Source organism: Mediterraneibacter faecis, assembly GCF_055383675.1.
In genome coordinates, this window is the sequence record NZ_AP043803.1 from 981,448 (window position 1) to 998,814 (window position 17,367).

Here is a 17,367-nt window from a genome sequence, read left to right on the forward strand (position 1 = left end):
TATGAACAGTAACTGGTTTAAGCTAGTTATGAAGATGACAAAAGTTGAATATGGAAAGAACCTCTTGCTGAAGGGGGTACCGATCGTCTTCAACAAGGGCGGTGCCAAGTTGAAGATTGGGGAGAACGTCACGATCAAGAGCAGTTTCCTCAGTAATCTGGTTGGTCTTTACAGCCGGACGATTATCGTAACCCGTGCTCCGGGAGCTGAGATTGAGATTGGCGATAATGTTGGAATAAGTGGAGCAACGATCTACGCCCGGAAAAAGATCACGATTGGCGATAACACCTGCATCGGTGGAAACTGTAAGATTCTGGACAACGATTTCCATCCCATTGAGGCAGAGGCGAGAAACAAACTCCTGCGAGATGAAAACGGTGGTGACAGTGATCTGGTGCCAAGCCGAGAGATTAAGATTGGCAAGAGCTGCTTCATTGGGTGCAATTCGATAATACTGAAGGGCACAGTGCTGGGAGATGGCTGCGTTGTTGGTGCCGGTGCTGTGGTTGCTGGGAAGTTTGAGGATAACTGTGTGATCGCTGGAAACCCGGCGAGAGTTATTAAAAGGTTGTGAGGAAAATAGAATGGCAAATTTAACAATTATTATCCTCACAAAGAATGAGGAGCAAAACTTAGAAAAGTGCATTGCATCTTTTAAGGGCGTGGCACAGCGTATTGTAATTATTGATTCCTATTCGACTGACAAAACAGTGGAACTGGCAAAGTCACTCGGAGCGGAAGTTTATGAGCATCAGTTTGAAAACCATGCTGCACAGTTTAACTGGGCACTGGATAATATCAACCTGCAGACCGAGTGGGTAATGAAGGTTGATGCGGATGAGGAGTTTACTTCAGAACTGGCAGATGAGATTGACGAAAAGCTGGATACTCTTTCTGCAAAAGTGAACGGTGTAATTCTTCGCCGTAGAGTTTATTTCATGGGAAGGTGGCTTAAACACGGTGGAAAGTATCCGGAACTTTTGCTTAGAATTTTCCGTGTGGGTCATGGAATGTCCGAGATGAAACTCATGGATGAGCATCTTATTGTTACGGATGGTAATGTGGTTACCTTCAAAAATGACTTTTCTGATAACAATAATAAATCTTTGGAATGGTGGATCAATAAGCATAACTGGTATTCAAATAAAGAAGTGCTGGATCAGCAAATGAAGTCGGATGCTGCAAATGGAGAGGAATCTGTGGAAGAAACCTCGACGTCAATGCAAGCGAAGGTAAAGCGTTTTGTGAAGAATCATGGCTATTATAGTTTGCCGAAGTTCTTCCGGGCGCATTTGTATTTTATTTATAGATATTATTTCAGACTTGGCTTTTTGGATGGCACTGAGGGAAAAATTTATACGTTCCTTCAGGCGTACTGGTATCGCTATTTGGTGGATGCCAAAATTTATGAATGCGAGAAGTTAGGAGTAAAAATGAAGTCACAGGGAGACTTGAAGGCGTAGGAGAAAATTAAAATGCGGGTATTACAAATTACAGCATATAGTGGATGGGGCTGTACAGGGCGGATTGCGGTAGGAATCCACAATGCATTGATAAATCAAAATCAGGAATGTGCGATTGCATGGGGCAGAATAAATACGGCAGCAGATACTGTTACGACGATTAAAATAGGAAATAAACTTGATCAAAATGTGCATGGATTGTATACACGCATTACTGATAAATGTGGCTTTGGTTCTCAAACTGTGACAAGGAAATTTTTGAAAGAGATTGATGAATATGCCCCCGATTTGATTCAGCTACATATAATGCATGGGTATTATATTAATCTGGAAATTCTTTTTGAGTATATTAAAAAGAAAAATATTCCTGTCGTTTGGACATTCCACGATTGTTGGGCATTTACAGGACACTGTCCATATTTTGATCTTATTCACTGTGAAAAATGGAAAACTGGATGCTATGACTGTGAACAAAAAAGACATCACCCAACAAGCTTGATATTTGATAACTCAAAGTGGAATTGGGAAAAAAAGAAAGAACTATTTACAGAAATTCCTGATTTAGCAATTGTAACTCCGTCTAAGTGGCTAGCTGGATTAGTAAGGCAATCATTTTTTAAGGGTTGTAGAATCGAGGTTATCAATAATGGCATAAATTTAAATGATTTTAAGCCAACGACTGGAACTATTACAGACAAGCTTCAGATAGGGAACAGAAAAGTAATTTTAGGTGTTTCTTCAACGTGGGCAAAGTCAAAAGGTCTAAATGATTTTATTCAATTGGCGAGTTTACTACCAAAAACGTATGTAATTGTTCTTGTCGGGTTGACGAAACAACAGAAAGAGGAATTGCCTAATACTATTATTGGAATTGAACGCACAGATAGTATAAAAGAATTGGCGGAGTTATACACCGTGGCAAGTGTTTTTGTTAATCCCACTTATGAGGATAACTATCCGACAACAAATTTAGAAGCATTAGCATGCGGCACTCCGGTTCTAACATATAGAACGGGAGGATCTGTGGAAGCAGCAGGAAGCGAGTATGGAAAGATTGTAGATCAAGGTAATGTAAATCAACTTGCTGAGTATATAGTGAGCCGCAAGTGGGAAAGTGTCACGTCTGAAATGTGTAGAGAAAAAGCTAAAGAGTTTGATGAGAATATCAAGTTTAATGAATATGTTGAACTCTATAAAGAACTGATAAAAAAGAGGAATGGCGAATGAAAAAAGACATAAGCGTTGAAGAATTAAAAATGATTCAATTGAAAATACTGGATTCGATAGATGATTTTTGCAAAAAAAATGGAATGCAGTATTTCTTGTTTTCCGGGACGCTAATTGGTGCAGTTAGACATAAAGGATACATACCGTGGGATGATGATGTTGACATTTGCATGAAGAGAAAAGATTATGATCGTTTCTTTGCAGAATTTAATCAACAGAGACAGGACACATTAAAGGCTATTTCAACGGAAACAGAGAAAGATTATTATCTCGCAAGTGGAAAAGTGATTGATACAGCGACAGTTATTGAAGAAGAAAATAATTATGCCATGCCGATTGGCGTGTATGTTGATGTGTTTCCGATGGATTATCTGCCGGCAGACGATAAGAAATTAAAGCAGCTAAATCACCGGATAGATATATATCGCAAAATGCTTGTTTTGAAATCGGTTCCGGTTAGTGATAGAAGATCAACTGTGAAAAATTGGGTTTTAAAGGTAAGTTCTTTTTTATTGAAGCCGATTTCGATGCAACACCTTATAAGTAAAATAGCAAAATTGGCTACATCTTATAATGATGATGCTACCTGCAATAGAATTGCAGATATATCAGTTTTTACTTATGGAATGAAAGAGGTTTTTCCATGTGAAGATTTTGCAGAAGCCGTAGAACTTGAATTTGAAGGGAAAAAATATAGTGCGCCGAAAAATTATAAACATGTTCTTTCAAATATGTATGGCGATTATATGAAACTTCCTCCTAAAGAAAAGCAGGTTTCACATCACCATTTTACAGCATACTGGAAATAACGGAGTGAAAAATGAAAATTTCAATAATAACAATTACATATAACAGTGAAAAAACATTAGAAGATACGATTCAAAGTGTAGCACGACAGAATTATCCGGATCTTGAGTATATTATTGTGGATGGCGGTTCAAAAGATGCTACTTTGGATATAGTAAAAAAATATTCGAACGTTGTAACAAAGTGGATTAGCGAACCAGATAAAGGTATTAGTGATGCATTTAATAAGGGAATTAAGATTGCATCAGGTGAATTGATTGGAATAATCAATTCGGACGATATGCTAACAGATAATTCGCTAAATATAATTGCAAAGAACATTAAGCAGGAAACAGATGTCATTTATGGAAATGCAATTATGTTTGGGGGGAGAGAAGCAAACTATCGTTGTAAGCCAGCTGATTCGCTAGAAGTTATGAGAAAAAGGATGGCAGTTGTCCATCCCGCAACTTTTGTAAAAAAATCTGCATATGATAGATATGGAACATTTGATTTGAAATATAAGTGCCAAATGGATCGTGACCTGCTTCTAAGAATGTATGTGGCAGGTGCTAAATTTCAATATTTAAATGAAGATTTGGCGATGATGAGATTGGGCGGTGTTAACCAACGTACTTATGTAAAACAAACTGTTCCTGAAGGCATAGAAATTTCGATAAAAAATGGGATGAACCCTGTGCAGGCTTATATGCTGGGTATGAAGTCAATTGCTCGATTTAGAGTAGCAAACTTTATTAGAAAACTTCCGGGATCAGAAAGCATTAGAAAGAAATTACATGCAAAAACTACAGATTTGGATGTGTAAAGGAGAATAATTATGAAGAATATTGCGCTGATTATTGCTGGTGGTGTTGGTGCTCGAATGGGACAAGATATACCCAAACAATTTATTAATGTTCATGATAAACCGGTTATAATTTATACGTTGGAAGCTTTCCAAAAGCATCCTCAGATTGATGCAATCGAGGTAGTATGTTTGGATGGCTGGCATGATGTTTTAAGAGCATATGCCAAGCAGTTTGGCATTTCAAAATTGGAGAATATTGTTTCTGGCGGAAAAAATGGTCAAGATTCAATTAGAAATGGCTTATACGATATTGTGGAAAGATATAAAAATGATGATGATGTAGTTTTGATTCATGATGCAATCAGACCGATGGTTAGTGCAGATGTTATTACGGACAACATCAGAGTTTGCCGACAGTATGGGAATGCAATCACTGTTGTGCCCTGTACGGCGGCGATGCTTAAAACATATGATGCACTTTCTACGGTGGAGCAGGTTCCAAGAGATAATCTTAAAATCACACAGACACCGCAAGCCTTTTTCTTAAAGGACATTTGTGACGCACATAAGGAAGCACTTGATAAGGGAATTACAAATTCGGTTGCCTCTTGCACGATGTACATTGAACTTGGAAGAAAACTTTATATGTCGCAGGGGTCTGAGAAAAATTTAAAACTTACAACATCTGAGGACATTGAAATCTTCAAAGCACTATTGATGGCTAAGAAAGACGAGTGGATGCACTAATGTATGGAGAGAGTATAAGAGAAACAGCTAACGCAATTGACTTAAGAAATGTATCAATTCTAGTGACTGGGGCAACTGGGCTAATTGGATCGTGCATAATAGATACTTTGCTGGTGGCAAATAAAGAATTTGGTGCCGGGATAAAAATATATGCACTTAGTAGAAGCAGAGAAAAACTTGAAAAGAGATTTGGGACGGCGGTTATACCGATTGTTCAGGATATTATGAATCCCTTGGATAAAGAAATTAAGTATGATTATATTATCCATGGGGCGAGCAATGCAGATCCTAAGTCCTATGCTACGCAACCTGTTGAAACAATACTCACCAATATTATCGGGAATAAAAATATTTTAGACTATTGCGTGAGTCACAAAGAAATCACCAAAATGATTCTGACTTCGTCGTTTGAAGTTTATGGAGAATTGAATGGACAAGACATTTATTCTGAAAATATGAGTGGAATGATAGATCAGACAATTCTCAGAAATGGTTATCCTGAAAGCAAAAGATGCTGTGAACTTCTGGTTAGAAGTTATGTTGAAGAATTTGGAATCAATGCAGTTATTGCGAGATTGCCAAGTGTATATGGCCCAACTATGCTGAGGTCGGATAGTAAGGCCCATGCACAGTTTATACGAAATGCTTTAAATGGTGAAAATATAATCCTAAAAAGTAAGGGTGACCAAAGAAGAACATATTGTTATGTTGTTGATGCTGCAAGTGCAATATTTAAAATTTTGTCTGCTGGTAAGAATGGTGAAATTTACAACATCTCAAATGAAAAATCGGTGGCATCTATTGCTGAAGTTGCAAAAATGTGTGCAGAAATTGCAGGGACAACAGTGGTATTTGATTTGCCAGACGAGATAGAAGAGAAAGGTTTTTCGCGTTCAAAAAATTGCATTTTGGATAATACAAAATTGCGAAAACTTGGATGGAATGGAAAATTTACGCTTAGAGATGGGCTTACAGAAACATTGGCGTATTTGAAGGATGAGTGATTATAATGTTAGAAGATTTAAAAATTAGTGTGTGTGATGCCAATCTTGAATTGGTAAAACGAGGTGTAGTTATCTATACATGGGGAAATGTTAGTGGGATATCCAGCGATGGAAAATACATGGTGATTAAGCCATCTGGTGTTGAATACGATAAAATGAGTCCAGATGATATGGTTGTAGTTGACATCGAAAGTGGCTTAAGAGTGGAGGGAAAATGGAATCCGTCATCTGATACCAAAACACACTTGGCATTATATAGAAAGTTCAAAAATATAAAAGGAATAGTCCATACACATTCTGTAAATGCTGTGGCCTTTGCCCAAGCAGGTATTGCAATTCCTGCGTTGGGAACGACTCATGCAGATTATTTCTATGGTGATATTCCATGCACTCGTGAACTGACAAAACAAGAGGTTATGGAAGATTACGAGGCAAATACAGGTAAAGTGATTATTGAAACAGTAGATAATGGTGGATATGATCCGATGGCAATTCCTGGAATCATTGTAAAAAATCATGGGCCATTTGCATGGGGGAAAAGTCCGGAAAATGCAGTATACAATGCTGTTGTGCTGGAAAAAGTAGCGGAGATGGATTTAAAGACGCTAGCGCTAAATCCGAAGGCTAAAATGGAAACATATATTCTTGATAAGCATTATATGAGAAAACATGGGCCGAATGCCTATTATGGACAGCGTTAAATGGCGGTTAGAGAAGGAAAGTGATAGTGATGCCTAAAACGATAGTTGAGATTAATTGCAGCACAGTTGGAAGCACTGGACGCATTATGTTTATGATTGCTAAAGAGGCAAGAAAAGCAGGATTTAAAGTATATACATGCTCAGCAGTTCATGGAAATGAAAAGAAAATAGAAGAACAAAATCATATATATATCGGAAATAAACTTGACAAAAGACTTCACCTCTTGATGGCAAAAAAGACCGGCTACAATGGTTGTTTCTCCCATTTGATAACAGGGCTGTTTCTAAGGAAACTAGATGACATAAAGCCGGATCTTATACATTTTCACAATTTACATAACTGCTATATTAACCTGCCGATGCTTTTTAACTATATAAAAAAGAGAAATATTCCAGTAGTATGGACATTACATGATTGTTGGCCGTATACAGGACATTGTCCATACTATGATTATGTGAATTGTAGCAAGTGGGAGAGTACGTGTCAGGAGTGTCCGCAAATAAAGGGCTACCCGTATAGTGATGTTGACCGTACAAAAGAAATGTTTCAAAAAAAGAAAGAATGGTTTACGGGTGCGAATATTACAATTGTGACGCCTTCTGAATGGCTTGGTTCGGAGGTGAAAAGGTCTTTTTTAGCGGAATACCCTGTTAAGGTCATTAATAATGGAATAGATTTGAATATTTTTGCACCGACAGATTCTGAATTTAAAAAAGTTCATAATATAGAAAATAACTTTATGGTTCTTGGTGTTGCAAGTGCATGGGCACCACGCAAAGGATTAGATGTATTTGTTAAGTTGGCTGAAACATTGCCAGATGAATACACAATAGTTATCGTTGGCATTGGGGAAAAGGAAAAAGATAATTTACCGGCAAATATGGTTTGTATAACACATACTAACAATCAGAAAGAACTCGCTGAAATTTATTCGGTAGCAGATATTTTTGTGAATCCAACGCGCGAAGAAAATTTTCCAACGACTAATATTGAAGCGCTAGCATGTGGAACGGGAGTTATTACTTACAAAACTGGCGGAAGCCCAGAAATTATTGATGAAGAAACAGGAATAGTTGTTGAGAAAGATGACTACGAGGCATTAAAACAAGCAATTTTCAGAGTAAAAAAAGAGGGCTTGTTTAGAAAAGAAAAATGCAGAGAGAGAGCAATGAAATATTCATGTAAGGAAAAATATAAAGAATATGTTGAACTGTTCAAAGGCATATTGGAAGGGAGATAAAGGTGTCAATACTTGCGTTTATTATTATACTTTTAGCCTTTTGCGGTTGCTATGTTAGTTATGCTAAGTACAACTCGGCACTCCATCCAATTTTTCTATATAATGCATTGTGGCTTATTGTGACCATAGTATTACAGATTAATACTATGGAGTGGTACCCGTTAGGAAATGATGTTTATGCAATATTGCTTATCGGACTGATTTCGTTTGATTTCGGGGGTCTACTAATTGGTTATGGAACAATTAACAAATCTTCAATATATATCAATACATACATTGAAGAATGCGAGAATGATGAGATAGACTATAGAAAAGTTGGAAATCGTCTGCTGATGATCCAACTAGTTTTGACGCTTATAAGTATCCCACTCTTTCTCAGAGGGCTATCTTATGTGCAAAGATATGGAATGTCCGTTATGAGAAATATTTTTGCAAATGGCGTGGAAGAAGGTTATATGACAGCTGCAGAAAGAATTCTTTTCTTACATCTAGGAATTTTTCCTGCTATGCAAACATGTTCTTTTATTCAGGTGTTTCTGTGGGCAAAGGGCAAAATAAAAGGTTGGAATTTGATAGCTAGTATTATTGATTTGGTTATAGTTGTAGTATCAACAGTAGGTAGATGGGAAGTATTTTATTTTGCGTTGGCAATGCTTTGCGCTTACATGCTCAATAAAAGCCCTAGCGACTCGGGAATGAGCATAGGAAAACAGAAAAAAATCCGAAGAAGGATTAGAATGATAATTGTAATAGCGATTATTGCACTTGCCAGTGTGACGATTCAAAGACATAAAGTTATTGGAAATATTTTTGAATCAATTCTAAATATCGTTGCAGGTTATTTTTGCTGTGGACCAGCACTTTTGCAAGTTATGCTAAAAAATCCAGTGTCATCAGGAATTTCCGCTTGGCATTGGGGACAGGCTATATTTGGAGGCCTTCTTGGATGTATCAATTATATTCTGCAGATAGTTACATTTAAGAGAGTTCATTTAAACCTTTATGACACTCAAGCGTATGCTGCTGAGTTTTATGCCGTTAGTGCCCATCAGAGTATGAACGCATATCCAACATGGTACTATTATTTCATGCAGGATTTTGGATATCTTGGAGTTGTTCTTGTGACTGCTATTATTGCAGGAATTTCTGTGAGAATATACCGAAAAGCAAAAAGAAATCCATCAATTAACAACCAACTAGCATATTTTTATGTTCTGCACGTTATTTTGTTTGCGTCAGTTTGGTGGGAACTGAGAAGATCGGATATTGTAGCAACAATTTTGCACAATCTTTGGATTATGCCATTGATTGGATTAAGTATACGAGGAAAAAAGAATGGGAAAGTCTAGGAGTGCAAATTCTGTTAGAAACGTTTCATTTGGTTTTGCACAGCAGCTAATAACGCTTGTGTTGGCTTTTGTGACAAGGACAATATTTGTAAGAAAATTAGGAGCTGAGTACACGGGGGTAAATGGCCTTTATGCAAATATTCTTACTCTATTGTCCTTAGCAGAACTGGGAATAGGAAATGTTTTAACGTATAGTTTATATGGTGCTTTACATGATAATGACCATGAAAAATTAAAGCAGTTTATAAGTTATTATCGAAAATTATATCGCTATATAGCGGCAACGGTAACCGTAGTGGGTTTAGTCATCGTTCCTTTTTTAGGGCAACTGGTTAAAAGTACATTACCTCACAATGAAGTTGTTCTGTACTATTTATTGTTTCTGTGTAATTCAGTAGTATCTTATTTTGTGATGTTTAAGGTAACGCTGCTTCGAGCAGATCAAAAGGAGTACATCAGAAACATTGTGGCGACAATCTGCTTGTTACTTCAGTATGTATTACAGATTGCCTTTTTATATGTTAACAATAATTACACGACATACTTAATCATCCAGATCTTTTTTACAATTATGCAGAATGCTGTCTGCAATGTAATAGCGAATAAGTATTATCCTTTTTTAAAGGAGTATACAAAAGAAACGAATCTTATAGACAAAAAAGGGTTAATCAGTGATGTGAAGTCTATGTTCGTTTATAAGGTTTCAAATGTTGTAGTAACGAGCACAGATAATATTCTGATTTCGATGCTGCTTGGAACAATATATGTTGGTTTTTATTCTAACTACAGTATGATTATCAACTACATTGCGACTTTTATTAATTTGATGATAACTGGTTTGATTGCAAGTCTTGGCAATCTGAATGCGGATAATGACTCAGAGCATTCATATAGTGTGTTCAAGGGCATGGTTTACTTATTTGGCGTTATAACAATTTTTTGCTCAGTCTGTGTTCTTAATGCAATCCAAGGTTTTATACCAATTTGGGTTGGACGTGAATATGTTTTGGGAAAAGATGTGCTGATTGCAATACTTGTGACTTTTTATGTTACACATGCGTTTGATCCAACATGGATGTTCTGCGAAACAATGGGGCTTTTTAAAGAACGTAAAAATGCAATGGTGATTAATGCGATTCTTAATATTCTGTTGTCCTTAGTATTAGCTAAGCCTTTTGGAATGTCAGGAATTCTTGGAGCGACAGCAATTGCAAGAGTTTTGACGATTGTATGGTGGGAACCGTATATTCTGTTTAAGAAAAAATTTAAAAGGCCTTTGGTAGATTATTTTAAACAGCAGGCTGGAATCATTGGTAGTAATGTTCTGATTGTGATTATTTCATATATGCTCTGCTCTTTTGTATCAGAATCGTTTATAGGTCTTGTTGTGCGCGTTGTGATTAGTGGTTTGACAGTACTTTTAGTTGAACTGATTTTCATGAGAAAGACAGAAGAATTTGCGTGGGCAAAAAACAAGGTAAAACAGATCATACATAGGTAGTAAACGGGGAGAAGAGGATGGAGAGAAACAAACAAGTTGATATTATTCGGGGGGGGGCAATCCTCCTCGTAGTTTTAGAGCACGCCCTTGGAACAAGTGATAATTTTTTTGCAAAAATTATATTGTCATTTCATATGCCAGCGTTTTTCATATTGTCTGGCTATTTGGCTCACGAAAAAATTACAGGAAATTTTGATGCTGTAATAAAGAAAAAAATCAAAAGACTATTAATACCGCAGCTTACATTGGCAATCTTATCACTTTTGTATAATTTCTTTATTGGAAAGCTAGTGTTGCATACAGCTACAGCTGAGGAACTCAGCTTTTTTTATTGCTTTTTCAGATGGTGGTTTTTACTAGTGATGGCACAAGTGATCATTGCTTGGGAAGTGCTAACCCGTATATGTAAAAATCACTTAATTGAAGCAGAAGGTATCTTGCTTGGTGTTTGTATAATTTATACCATTGTTGTTCCGCAGGGAGTGTCTGGTCCATTATATATTGCAGTGACGCCAGTTGCTTTTGGATATTATCTTGCTGGAAACATGATACATAAAGCGGGAACAATCCTTAAGGATAGGCAAATGGGTGAAAAGATTACCGGGAAGGGTAATATTGTTCTACTGCTTGTCGGCTGTGCGCTTATAACAGTATTGTCGCTGTACAATAAACCTGTTTTGATGTATGAAAATAGTTATGGCAATGTACCGATTAGTTTGGTGACAGCGTTTTTAGGATATTATATTTTAAGTGATGTAGCCAAGTTGATGCATGAAAATACCTTTTTACAGTGGTGTGGAAAAAATTCGATTATTATTTATGTAATTCATTTTTCTATAGTGCAGGGAACGCGCGGGATTCTTGTCCGATTATTACCACTGCCGATGGAAATTTTAGGTTGGATTGTTTTTGTAGTAGCAGGACTAATTGTTTTAGCAGTAGGAAAAATCTGTGAAAGACATTTTATGTTTGCATTTGGTAAATAAATTTTGAGGGAGAGTTTGGAACATGAGTCGTAGAAAACGGGGGGGGGGTACCGCAGTAACTCCCGGAAAAATCTGATATACGGAATAGTAATTGTTATATTAGCAGCACTGCTAGGTGTCCTTTTGTGGATGAGTAAGGTGGAAGACGATAAGCGGTCAGCAGAACTTCAAGCACTTAATAAAAAACTATATCAAGAGGAACAAGATAAACAGACCGCCTTGAAACAGCAGGAAGCAGAAGATAGCTTTTATCAGAAGTTGGCAGATGGATTTGATGTGAATGTGCTGATCGTAGGTGACTCCATTGGTGAGGGCGCAGGTACAGAGACAGATGGACAACAGTGGTTTAAACAGCTGCAGACATATCTCCAGAACGTAAATAAAGGCAAAGTTTCGGTAACCAATGTATCTATGGGTGGAAATACCTCTTACGCCGGTTATGTTCGGACAATGGCTTTAAATGATGATGTAGATTATGATCTGGCAATTATCTGTTATGGTCAGAATGATAGAACAGATGGCTTCTCCACGAACTACGAATCTATCATCCGAACTATCAGAACTAAGTACCCAGATTGCTCTATCATCTCTATTCTGGAATCCTCTCAGCGTGAGTATACGGAGAAAATGACTACTATTCAGAGCATCTGTGAGCATTATGGAATTCCAGTGGCAGATACAATCGATGCCTTTAACAATTCTGGCAAAGCTTATGATGACTTGTCCAGTGATGGTGTTCATCCGAACGATGCCGGACAGGAAATCTACTTTGAAACTGTCAAGGCAGTTATTGACGATAATGTAGCTGCTTCCACCGGAAAGATGAAAGACACTGATGTGATCAATGCTGATGTGCATAAGTTCGACAACTTTGTCTGGTACGATGCAAGTTCGGATTTTGAGCAGGTAGATGATACTACCTTTACCATCAGCACAAGTGCGTCTGGCATACTGGGTATCGACTATACCTACGAATCCGGAGATAACAAAGCAGATATCTATGTAGATGGAGAACTGTTTGAATCCCCAACGGTAACATTTGATTATGACTTCTCTCAGAGACATATCCTAGTAGTCAGCGATGACTGCACCGTGAAGAACGAAATTAAGGTAGTGTTTACCAGTAAAGAGCAGGCCGATGGCTTCAAAGGAATGTGCTTTAGCTGGGAGTAAAGGGATAAGACAATAGGAAACAAGGCCGTGTGATTTCTCACACGGTAGCTGCTCGAAAAATGCACACCGCTACGAGGCGAGCAGCAGGCAACACAGCGGAAGCTGTGGCGAAGATGCGATTATTAGAATTGAAGATAAAAAATTGTTGCCAAGAGTAATAGAAGCTTGAGACAGGCGATAGCTGTTTGAGTTAACAAAAAAAGAAATTGTATTCAACTTTTTGTTAAGCAAACTTTTCTCGGAGGAAGACAGGCGAGATGAGTAGAGTAATTATAATATATTCTGTAATAATTTTTGCAGGGGTAATATCTTTTTTTGTAGGGAGTAGATATGCTTTTCAGAAAGCCTGTAAGCGGAGGACTTCGCATCCGGTGAATTTAGAAACGGCAGATGATGAACAGAATAGTTTGTCTACAAAAAATGAAAAAATAATAATTACGGCATCAGATGGAGTGAGATTAGTAGGCTATTTTTATGAAAGAAAGAAAAATGCACCGATTGTGATTTTCTTTAACGGGCTTTGGAGCACTGGATTTGTAAATGGAAAACCAATTTACAGGATTACTGAGAAACATAATTGGAATTTGCTTTTAGCTACTTTAAGAGCGCATGGTGAGAGTGGGGGAGAATATTCTACATTTGGTGCGTTAGAGAAATATGATTGTCGTGATTGGGTGAGTTGGGCAAGAAAGAGATTTGGAACTGAATCTTTGATATTTCTAATGGGAATTTCTATGGGTGGAGCCATAGCTATGCTGAGTAGTAATTTAGAAGGTATGGAATGTGTGCGTGGCATCATCGATGAAGGTGGATATACCTCGCCGTTAGAAATGATAGAAATCAATAGTAGAGATAAGCTGCAAAGCAAATTTTTGGTGAGAATATTCTCAGAACTCGTTAATGTTGGGGCAAGAATATGGGGGAGATGTAATTTGAGAGGTGTTGATGCGTGTAAAGCACTGATGAACACGAAAATTCCAGTTTTAATTATTCATGGCGATAAAGATACGCAAGCACCGGTAGCAATGGCATATAGACTTAACAATAGTTGTAAAAGCGAAAAGCAAATGCTCATTATACGAGGTGCTGGACATACAGATTGTTATAAAATAGATCCGTTAAGATACGAAAATGTGGTGTATGAATTTATAAAGAACCATATTACGTAAATTAAACGTTTACAAATTTGAAAATAGGAGAAAAGTAAGGCGTAGTAGGAAAGGGGAGCAACTTATGGACAAAGAATTATTCAATCCACAATCTTCATCCGTAAGTTCCTCCCGAATCATTTACACCCCATCAACCTTTGCCCGGACATCCTTGCTCCATTTGCAGGAGGTCGGCTCTTTGCAGGCTGTTCACCCACATGTATCCCAGAGAGAGGATTTGATGTCGTTTCTTTGCTTCATCGTTCTGTCTGGCGAGGGAGAACTTTCCTATGAGGAGCAAACATATCAGCTGAGCGAGGGAGACTGTGTGTTCATCGACTGTCGAAAAGCGTATAGCCATTCAACCTCCGACAATCTCTGGTCGCTCCAATGGTGTCACTTCTATGCACCGTCTCTTCCAGCTGTGTATGAGAAGTACAAAGAGCGAGGCGGTCGGCCTGTGTTTCATCCAGATGATTTAACACCATTTACATCGCTTCTAACAGATCTTTACAACTTAGCTTCCTCATCTGATTACATCCGGGATATGCGGATCAATGAGAAGTTGGGAACTCTGTTGACTCTCCTGATGGAGCAGTCCTGGCATCCAGAGAGCGTAACGGTGAGCCGGAAGAGAATGGAACTGGCGGCTGTAAAGGAGTATCTGGACGAGTATTATACGGAGAAGCTTACATTGGATGATTTGTCAGAGAAGTTTTTCATCAACAAGTTCTATCTGTCCAAAATCTTCAAAGAGACTTACGGAACGACGGTCAACAACTATCTGATCTCAAAGCGGATTACCAGAGCGAAGCAGCTGCTTCGATTCACGGATATGACTGTGGATGAAGTTGGTGCTGCGGTCGGCATGGGAGATGCGAACTACTTCAGCCGGATGTTCCGAAAAGTAGAAGGCATCAGTCCAAGAGAATATCGGAAACTTTAACGGCCTTTACCTCTCTTCTGACAGATCTTTACAACTTAGCTTCCTCATCTGACTACATCTGTGACATGCGAATCAATGAGAAGTTGGGGACTCTGTTGACTCTCCTGATGGAGCAGTCATGGCATCCAGAGAGCGTAACGATATCTCGGAAGCGACTGGAATTAGCAGCCGTGAAGGAGTATTTGGACGAGCATTATATCGAGAAGCTTACATTGGAAGAGTTGGCAGAAAAGTTCTTTATCAATAAGTTCTACCTGTCCAAAATCTTCAAAGAGACTTACGGAACGACGGTCAACAACTATCTGATCTCAAAGCGGATCACCAGAGCCAAGCAGCTGCTTCGCTTCACAGATATGACTGTGGGTGAAGTTGGCGCTGCAGTCGGCATGGGAGATGCGAATTACTTCAGCCGGATGTTCCGCAAGGAGGAAGGCAGCAGTCCAAGAGAATATCGGAAGCAGTGGTAAAAACATAAGACACAGCGAGAAATCGCTGTGTTTTTCTTATGGGCTACTTACGTTGAGAATAACAAGAGGCAAGAGAAAATACTATTTTCTCTTGCCTCTTGCCATCCGTGCAGGATACCATTTTTCAAACCATGCTGTGAAAAGCCCCATCAATATAGGAATCAGATTATTCACAAGGATAAGTATATTTCCAAACCCGGCTTTCTTAAACAGAAAGGTCCAGATTGCTGTTAGTACATATAGCGTGCCCCATGCCGCGGCAAGAATATAATTTGTCTTCATAAAGAGAGGGTTCTGATGCGCATTTTCACCCCCATAATTATATTTTACATATGCAGCGCATAAAGGTTCTTTTGTCAGGCATGAAAGCAGCCAGAAGAGTCCAAATACAAGATATCCGATGTTTGTTGGAAGAACTCCGTTTCCGGTTATATTTGCCGCTGCAGAAAGTATAGCAACAGCTGCCATAGAGAGCTGATCCCAGATGACAAATTTATGTTTTCTCATAATAAACGGTACTGTTGCGACCACAAGTAGTGTTATCATAGCTCCGACTTTCGGATGAATAGAAACAGCGATCCAGAACGTAATCCATGGTATCAGCATTGTCGTCATAGAAGGATTTTTCTGTTCAATTGTATTTTGAGGCGTTTTCTCTGTTTTTTTGACCACAGATGCGCTTCCGAAGATTTTATCCCAATCAATCATCAAGGAAAAGTCGCCGGATACCGTATACATCTGTTTTCCCAATGCTTCTGCGCCACCGATTTCTCCACGGGAAATAGCTGACCATACAGTAAAAGGCGTATCTATGCGAGTAGTTGGAGAAAGACGTCCATCAGTAAATACTTCGCTTCCTGTCTTGCTAAGCTGAATCTGGTAGGTGTGATCCAAATCGGTAAAGTGAATCTCAAGCACGCGGTCTTTTCCATCGTAGGCATCTTTATTATAAAGAGCTGCCATTTGCCGGGTAAATACAAGATCATCCGGTTCTTTTTCTCCGGTTGTTTTGCTGATGCCCCAGCTGGCATCTGCCATTTTTTCAAACACATCTCTGGAATATAAAAGCGTGTGGAGTATTGCATCTGTTTCTTCAGAGATTGTTCCGGTCATTGCATATTCTGAGCCGGCACATTTTACAGTGGAAAGATATTCATCTGTTCTTGCAGACAATTCTTTTACACGGAATAATTCTCCCTGACCACAAAAGATGGTCGTATAATTTCCTTTGCCGAGAAAATGATCAAACATCCGCAATACACTGTCATAGTTTCCAACAGCAGAATAAAAGCCACAGGTGGAAATCAGAACATGCCTTTTACCTTCCATATCATATCTGGAGTCATGACTTCCGCTTCCGTATCCGTTCTGTTTTGAACTCATAAAAGGAAGACTCATAGGAAGCTGACGATCGATCAAATTCTTTAAGATACCTGGGACATTAAAATAGTACAGTGGAAAAGACCACAGAATAAGATCAGCATCAATCAATTTTTCAATAACCTTTTGCATATCATCCTTGATACAGCATATGCCAGGCGTTTTCTGCCAGCACGCAAAGCATCCTTTACACGCAGCTATATTCATTGAAGCTACATGGAGTTCATCGATGGAGATGCTTTCTTCATCATCCGTACATCCATTTTTAAATCCTTCAATAAAACTGTATGCAAGCTTTAATGAATTACTTCTTTTACCTTTAGGACTCCCATTGATCAGAAGTATCTTCATGCTTTCATCCCTCCAAATTCGTACATAATAATAAAGTATAAGAGGTGCTTACAAAATCCGCAACCTGAATTTCGCAAAATTGTTGTAAA

Annotated in this window: 17 protein-coding genes; 16 read left to right on the plus strand and 1 reads right to left on the minus strand. The window is 38.3% G+C overall.

Annotated elements, in window-relative coordinates; all coding sequences use genetic code 11:
• Position 1 precedes the first annotated feature (1 nt).
• The 16 genes from ACZ47Z_RS04680 to ACZ47Z_RS04755 all read left to right on the plus strand — a co-directional run bounded on the left by ACZ47Z_RS04680 (position 2) and on the right by ACZ47Z_RS04755 (position 15,547).
• Positions 2-574, plus strand: coding sequence for an acyltransferase (locus tag ACZ47Z_RS04680; RefSeq protein ID WP_227165056.1), 573 nt, complete (start codon positions 2-4; stop codon positions 572-574).
• Positions 575-584: 10 nt separating this feature from the next.
• Positions 585-1,463, plus strand: a complete 879-nt coding sequence (locus ACZ47Z_RS04685) for a glycosyltransferase family 2 protein (protein WP_054752442.1) — start codon at positions 585-587, stop codon at positions 1,461-1,463.
• Positions 1,464-1,475: 12 nt separating this feature from the next.
• Entirely contained in the window at positions 1,476-2,690 is a 1,215-nt protein-coding gene (locus ACZ47Z_RS04690; protein WP_227165055.1) for a glycosyltransferase, read from the plus strand.
• A complete protein-coding gene (locus ACZ47Z_RS04695; protein WP_227165054.1) occupies positions 2,687-3,499 on the plus strand; it encodes a LicD family protein in 813 nt (270 codons plus the stop codon). Before ACZ47Z_RS04690 ends, ACZ47Z_RS04695 begins: the two co-directional genes overlap by 4 nt.
• 11 nt (positions 3,500-3,510) lie before the next feature.
• Positions 3,511-4,302, plus strand: coding sequence for a glycosyltransferase family 2 protein (locus ACZ47Z_RS04700; protein WP_227165053.1), 792 nt, complete (start codon positions 3,511-3,513; stop codon positions 4,300-4,302).
• Between the two features lie 12 nt (positions 4,303-4,314).
• The gene (locus ACZ47Z_RS04705) at positions 4,315-5,031 is read left to right on the plus strand and encodes an IspD/TarI family cytidylyltransferase (protein ID WP_054752453.1); all 717 of its coding nucleotides are present in this window, start codon (positions 4,315-4,317) and stop codon (positions 5,029-5,031) included.
• A complete protein-coding gene (locus tag ACZ47Z_RS04710; protein WP_196021511.1) occupies positions 5,031-6,035 on the plus strand; it encodes an NAD-dependent epimerase/dehydratase family protein in 1,005 nt (334 codons plus the stop codon). Before ACZ47Z_RS04705 ends, ACZ47Z_RS04710 begins: the two co-directional genes overlap by 1 nt.
• A 5-nt stretch (positions 6,036-6,040) precedes the next feature.
• Entirely contained in the window at positions 6,041-6,736 is a 696-nt protein-coding gene (locus tag ACZ47Z_RS04715; protein ID WP_118508967.1) for an L-ribulose-5-phosphate 4-epimerase, read from the plus strand.
• A 29-nt stretch (positions 6,737-6,765) separates the two neighbouring features.
• Positions 6,766-7,977, plus strand: coding sequence for a glycosyltransferase (locus tag ACZ47Z_RS04720; RefSeq protein ID WP_054752457.1), 1,212 nt, complete (start codon positions 6,766-6,768; stop codon positions 7,975-7,977).
• Positions 7,978-7,979: 2 nt separating this feature from the next.
• A complete protein-coding gene (locus tag ACZ47Z_RS04725; RefSeq protein ID WP_227165052.1) occupies positions 7,980-9,326 on the plus strand; it encodes an O-antigen polymerase in 1,347 nt (448 codons plus the stop codon).
• Entirely contained in the window at positions 9,313-10,827 is a 1,515-nt protein-coding gene (locus ACZ47Z_RS04730) for a lipopolysaccharide biosynthesis protein (protein ID WP_464525916.1), read from the plus strand. The genes ACZ47Z_RS04725 and ACZ47Z_RS04730 overlap by 14 nt, the downstream gene beginning before the upstream one ends.
• A 17-nt stretch (positions 10,828-10,844) precedes the next feature.
• Positions 10,845-11,813, plus strand: a complete 969-nt coding sequence (locus ACZ47Z_RS04735) for an acyltransferase family protein (RefSeq protein ID WP_464525917.1) — start codon at positions 10,845-10,847, stop codon at positions 11,811-11,813.
• 129 nt (positions 11,814-11,942) lie between these two features.
• The gene (locus tag ACZ47Z_RS04740) at positions 11,943-12,986 is read left to right on the plus strand and encodes an SGNH/GDSL hydrolase family protein (protein ID WP_464525918.1); all 1,044 of its coding nucleotides are present in this window, start codon (positions 11,943-11,945) and stop codon (positions 12,984-12,986) included.
• A 257-nt stretch (positions 12,987-13,243) separates the two neighbouring features.
• The gene (locus ACZ47Z_RS04745) at positions 13,244-14,155 is read left to right on the plus strand and encodes an alpha/beta hydrolase (protein ID WP_464525919.1); all 912 of its coding nucleotides are present in this window, start codon (positions 13,244-13,246) and stop codon (positions 14,153-14,155) included.
• A gap of 178 nt (positions 14,156-14,333) precedes the next feature.
• Positions 14,334-15,080: a helix-turn-helix transcriptional regulator gene (locus tag ACZ47Z_RS04750; RefSeq protein ID WP_464525920.1), complete on the plus strand. Its 747-nt coding sequence runs from the start codon at positions 14,334-14,336 to the stop codon at positions 15,078-15,080.
• 170 nt (positions 15,081-15,250) lie between these two features.
• Positions 15,251-15,547, plus strand: coding sequence for a helix-turn-helix domain-containing protein (locus ACZ47Z_RS04755; RefSeq protein ID WP_227165047.1), 297 nt, complete (start codon positions 15,251-15,253; stop codon positions 15,545-15,547).
• A gap of 81 nt (positions 15,548-15,628) precedes the next feature.
• On the opposite strand, the gene ACZ47Z_RS04760 is transcribed toward ACZ47Z_RS04755, so the two are convergent.
• Positions 15,629-17,278 carry a flavodoxin family protein gene (locus ACZ47Z_RS04760; RefSeq protein WP_227165046.1) on the minus strand — a complete coding sequence of 550 codons (1,650 nt, stop codon included), beginning with the start codon at positions 17,276-17,278 and terminating at the stop codon, positions 15,629-15,631.
• Positions 17,279-17,367: the final 89 nt, after the last annotated feature.

Bases quoted from the DNA above. Each gene is read 5' to 3' on its own strand.
- ACZ47Z_RS04735 (WP_464525917.1), top strand. From the start codon at position 10,845: ATGGAGAGAAACAAACAAGTTGATATTATTCGGGGGGGGGCAATCCTC.
- ACZ47Z_RS04730 (WP_464525916.1), top strand. From the start codon at position 9,313: ATGGGAAAGTCTAGGAGTGCAAATTCTGTTAGAAACGTTTCATTTGGT.
- ACZ47Z_RS04760 (WP_227165046.1), bottom strand. From the start codon at position 17,278: ATGAAGATACTTCTGATCAATGGGAGTCCTAAAGGTAAAAGAAGTAAT.
- ACZ47Z_RS04690 (WP_227165055.1), top strand. From the start codon at position 1,476: ATGCGGGTATTACAAATTACAGCATATAGTGGATGGGGCTGTACAGGG.
- ACZ47Z_RS04705 (WP_054752453.1), top strand. From the start codon at position 4,315: ATGAAGAATATTGCGCTGATTATTGCTGGTGGTGTTGGTGCTCGAATG.
- ACZ47Z_RS04715 (WP_118508967.1), top strand. From the start codon at position 6,041: ATGTTAGAAGATTTAAAAATTAGTGTGTGTGATGCCAATCTTGAATTG.
- ACZ47Z_RS04700 (WP_227165053.1), top strand. From the start codon at position 3,511: ATGAAAATTTCAATAATAACAATTACATATAACAGTGAAAAAACATTA.
- ACZ47Z_RS04680 (WP_227165056.1), top strand. From the start codon at position 2: ATGAACAGTAACTGGTTTAAGCTAGTTATGAAGATGACAAAAGTTGAA.
- ACZ47Z_RS04710 (WP_196021511.1), top strand. From the start codon at position 5,031: ATGTATGGAGAGAGTATAAGAGAAACAGCTAACGCAATTGACTTAAGA.
- ACZ47Z_RS04685 (WP_054752442.1), top strand. From the start codon at position 585: ATGGCAAATTTAACAATTATTATCCTCACAAAGAATGAGGAGCAAAAC.
- ACZ47Z_RS04720 (WP_054752457.1), top strand. From the start codon at position 6,766: ATGCCTAAAACGATAGTTGAGATTAATTGCAGCACAGTTGGAAGCACT.
- ACZ47Z_RS04740 (WP_464525918.1), top strand. From the start codon at position 11,943: ATGAGTAAGGTGGAAGACGATAAGCGGTCAGCAGAACTTCAAGCACTT.
- ACZ47Z_RS04695 (WP_227165054.1), top strand. From the start codon at position 2,687: ATGAAAAAAGACATAAGCGTTGAAGAATTAAAAATGATTCAATTGAAA.
- ACZ47Z_RS04745 (WP_464525919.1), top strand. From the start codon at position 13,244: ATGAGTAGAGTAATTATAATATATTCTGTAATAATTTTTGCAGGGGTA.